The sequence below is a fragment of the Streptomyces sp. NPDC001549 genome (genome assembly GCF_042894025.1).
GTDB classification, from domain to species: Bacteria; Actinomycetota; Actinomycetes; order Streptomycetales; family Streptomycetaceae; genus Streptomyces; species Streptomyces kutzneri.
The window spans coordinates 1-3529 of record NZ_JBIAVJ010000076.1; the positions used below are offsets into that span (position 1 = coordinate 1).

Sequence of the window (3529 nt, forward strand, 5' to 3'; positions counted from 1 at the left end):
TCCACGGCCGAGTACTCACACCATCACGAACGGCCGAATCGTCACACCGGTCACGGCTGACCAGGACATCTCACCAAGATCCTGTTACGAGCTCTTAGGGAGTCGTTGCGGGGTGTCACTGGAGCAGGATCATCTTGCGGAGTAGTTCGAATCCGGCTCGCCCGTAGAGCTGCCGCTTGATCTTCTTGATGCGGTTGACGGCGCCCTCGATGCTGCCGGAGCTCCAGTCGAGAGTGAGCCCGGCTGTCACGGCGTCGAGGTCTCGGGGCAGGTGGAGTGCGAAGCCGGTAAGGCCGGGTAGTCGGCTGGCGTCGACTGCGTCGATCCAGGTGGGGAGTGTGGAGCCGAGGCGATCGGTGAGTATCTCGCGAACGTGTCCGGCGGCAGTGTCCAGTTCCGGGCAGCGGGCCAGGACCTCCTTCAGGCCAGCCCGGTCTTCGTCGGCCAGGGTCGCGGGGTGCCGGGTGAGCCAGCCGGTCACCTGTCGCACAGTCGGCGGCCGCGGCGGTGCGGCCTCTCGCCACCACCTCGACCGTGCCGAACGCGGCCATAACCGCCTCGACATCCACTTCGCCGATCCCCTCGAACACCAGCGAGTCCCAGAACGGTGCATCGGTCAGCATGACCAGCACCATCACCGTCCACAACCGACCGCAGCAGCGGCAGGCAGACACCTGATGGAGCATCATCTCTCATCGTCGGAGGACAAGGCGTACGCGGTCGCACGCGAACCCGTCTCCTCGCAATCGAACAACGAGGTAACACTCCGCGACGACTCCCCAAGATCTGTGCCAGAACCGAGTTGCGACGTCGTTTCGACGCGGGATTGATAGTCGCCCGCTCGTGTGAACAGTCGATGTACGCGAGAACGGGAGGCACCCCTCCTTCACGCATCCCTGATCATGACGGCTGGCGCACAACACCCGTCCGGCCGTTCGTTGCACCCCGTGCAGGCCGGGCTTCGCCGCCCGGGGAGCGGTGCGAGAAGGCGAGCATGAGCACGATCGACCCGGACGCCGAACAGAACCCATTGCGGGTAGGTGCCGGGGCTGTTGTGCGATGTCGGTCATCTGTCGGCGGCTGCCGGTTCGTTGTCGGTGGCTTGTCGGCGAGGTCCGACAACGTTCCAGAGACGGCCGGCCGGAGCTCACCGGGCGGCCCCGATCCCGAGGAGTCACCATGCACATGCCCGTCACGATCATCGGCGCCGGTCTCGGCGGACTCACGCTGGCCCGCGTCCTGCACGTCCATGGAATCCCGGCCGCGGTCTACGAAGCCGAACCCTCCCCGTCGGCGCGCACACAGGGCGGGATGCTCGACATCCACGACTACAACGGACAGCTCGCCCTCAAGGCGGCCGGCCTGATGGACGAGTTCCAGGCCATCGTCCTGGAGGGCCGCCAGGCGATGCGGGTCCTCGACCCGGACGGGACCGTACTGCTCGACAAGGCCGACGACGGCACGGGCGGACGCCCCGAGGTACAGCGCGGCGAGTTACGACAGATCCTGCTCGACTCGCTCCCGGCCGGCACCGTCCGGTGGGGGCACAAGGTCAGCAGCACCCGCGCCGTCGGCGAGGGCCGCCACGAGGTGACGTTCGCCGACGGCGGCACCGTCGTCGCCGGCCTGCTGGTCGGCGCGGACGGCGCCTGGTCACGGGTACGGCCACTGCTCTCGACCGCCACACCCGAGTACGCCGGTACCTCGTTCGTCGAGACGTACCTGTTCGACGCCGACACCCGCCACCCCGCCGCTGCAAAGGCGGTCGGCGGCGGGATGCTGATCGCGCCCTCGCCGGGCAGGGAGATCTTCGCCCACCGGGAAAGCGGCGACACCCTGCACACCTACGTGGCGCTGACCAGGCCGCAGGACTGGTTCGCCGCCATCGACTTCACCGATGCCGCCGCTGCCACCGCCCGGATCGCGCGGGAGTTCGACGGCTGGGCACCGGAACTCACCGCGCTCATCACCGACGGCGACACAGCGCCGGTCCTGCGCCCCCAGTACGCCCTGCCGACCGGGCACCGGTGGGACCGGGTGCCGGGGGTCACCCTGCTCGGCGACGCCGCCCACCTCGCGCCCCCGAACGGCGAAGGCGCCAACCTCGCCATGCTCGACGGCGCCGAACTCGGCCAGGCCCTCGCCGCCCACCCCGACGATGCCGAGGCCGCGCTCACCGAGTACGAGCAGGCCATGTTCCCCCGCAGCGCCGAGGTCGCCACTTTTGAAGGTGGAGAGGTTCCCGGGATCGACTCCGAGAACAACACGGCCCAGGGCCTGATCAACATGATCAGCGAGAAGGGCCAATGAGTCGCTCAGGCCCCGATCTGATGCTCTCCGTCCCGCCCTCGCTCAAGCCCACCTCCCAGTCCGTGGTGACTCCCGAACCCGTCGACATCGATCACGGGCGCGAGCGGTGGAGCGACTCCCGAACCCGTTGACAAACGACTCCCGTTCTCGGTTCTGGCACAGATCTTGGGGAGTCGTCGCGGAGCGTTACCCCGTGGTTCGATCGCGAGGAGACGGGTTCGCGTGAGACCGCGTACGCCTTGTCGTCCAGCGATCAGAATGGACGCTCCCTCAGGTCCCTGCCGCCCGCTGCTGCAGCCGGTCGTGGCCGGTGACGGTGCCGGTCATCCAGACCGATGCACCGTTCTGGGACTCGCTGGTGTTCGACGGAATCGACGATGTGGATGTCGAGGCGGTCACAGCCGCGTTCAGCACGGTCGAGGTGGCGGCGAGAGGCCGCTCGGCCGGCTCTGCATGTCCGGACTGCGGCCGTTTCTCGGACCGAGTACACGACCGCTACCAGCGCAGGCTGAAGGACCTTCCGCTCGCTGAGCAGGGCTTTGTGATCTTGCTGACGGTCCGGCGCTTCATCTGCGGGTCGGCGGGACTGCCCGAGCCGGACGTTCGCCGAGCCCTTCTCGCAGCTGGCTGCCCCGCGCGCACGGTTCACCACGCGGCTCAACCACGCCCTGGAGCGAGTGGGGCTCGCGCCGGCCGGGCGGGGCGGCGCCCGGCCGTCGGGCCGGCTGGGCTTCGGAGCCGGCCGGAAAACCTTGTTACGGAGGATCATGGCATTGCCCGATCCGCAGTTCGGTACTCCGCGCGTGCTGGGCGTGGACGACTTCGCGATCCGCCGCGGCCAGACCTACTCCACCGTCTTGACCAGTGTCGAAGACCATCGCGTGGTCGAGGTGCTCCCGACCCGCGAGGCCGGGCCGCTGGCCGCCTGGCTGATTCGCCACCCCGACGTGGAGATCATCTGCCGGACCGGGCCGGCGCCTACGCCGAGGGAGCACGACGTGGTTCCCCAGACGCTCTGCGGGTCGCCGACCGGTTGCACCTGTGGCAGGGCCTCGGCCGAGCCGTGGAAACCTGCGTTGCCGCCCACCGCGACTGCCTGCGCGACCCTTCGCCCAGCAGCATGTGGGCCTTGACCCCGGATTTTGGACACCGGAGAGACTTGGATCTTGATGGTCCAGGAGAACGGAGTCCCCGTGGGGATGAAGCACTACCCAGCCGA

4 protein-coding genes and 1 pseudogene are annotated in these 3529 nt (G+C 68.5%); 4 read left to right on the forward strand and 1 reads right to left on the reverse strand.

The window, feature by feature from the left end:
• Window positions 1-115 precede the first annotated feature (115 nt).
• Window positions 116-481, reverse strand: a complete 366-nt coding sequence (locus ACFY04_RS43605; RefSeq protein WP_389126623.1) for a transposase — start codon at window positions 479-481, stop codon at window positions 116-118.
• 698 nt (window positions 482-1179) lie between these two features.
• Here ACFY04_RS43605 and ACFY04_RS43610 point away from each other — a divergent pair.
• From ACFY04_RS43610 to ACFY04_RS43625, 4 genes and pseudogenes are all read left to right on the forward strand, one after another.
• Entirely contained in the window at window positions 1180-2310 is a 1131-nt protein-coding gene (locus ACFY04_RS43610) for an FAD-dependent oxidoreductase (RefSeq protein ID WP_389126625.1), read from the forward strand.
• The gene (locus ACFY04_RS43615; protein WP_389126627.1) at window positions 2307-2441 is read left to right on the forward strand and encodes a hypothetical protein; all 135 of its coding nucleotides are present in this window, start codon (window positions 2307-2309) and stop codon (window positions 2439-2441) included. The genes ACFY04_RS43610 and ACFY04_RS43615 overlap by 4 nt, the downstream gene beginning before the upstream one ends.
• A 290-nt stretch (window positions 2442-2731) precedes the next feature.
• Window positions 2732-2872, forward strand: a pseudogene (locus tag ACFY04_RS43620) (transposase family protein); the annotation flags it as partial.
• A gap of 205 nt (window positions 2873-3077) precedes the next feature.
• Entirely contained in the window at window positions 3078-3443 is a 366-nt protein-coding gene (locus ACFY04_RS43625) for a hypothetical protein (protein WP_389126629.1), read from the forward strand.
• Window positions 3444-3529: the final 86 nt, after the last annotated feature.

Excerpts from the sequence above, each read along its gene's own strand:
- ACFY04_RS43610 (WP_389126625.1), top strand. The coding sequence starts at position 1,180 with ATGCACATGCCCGTCACGATCATCGGCGCCGGTCTCGGCGGACTCACG.
- ACFY04_RS43615 (WP_389126627.1), top strand. The coding sequence starts at position 2,307 with ATGAGTCGCTCAGGCCCCGATCTGATGCTCTCCGTCCCGCCCTCGCTC.
- ACFY04_RS43625 (WP_389126629.1), top strand. The coding sequence starts at position 3,078 with ATGGCATTGCCCGATCCGCAGTTCGGTACTCCGCGCGTGCTGGGCGTG.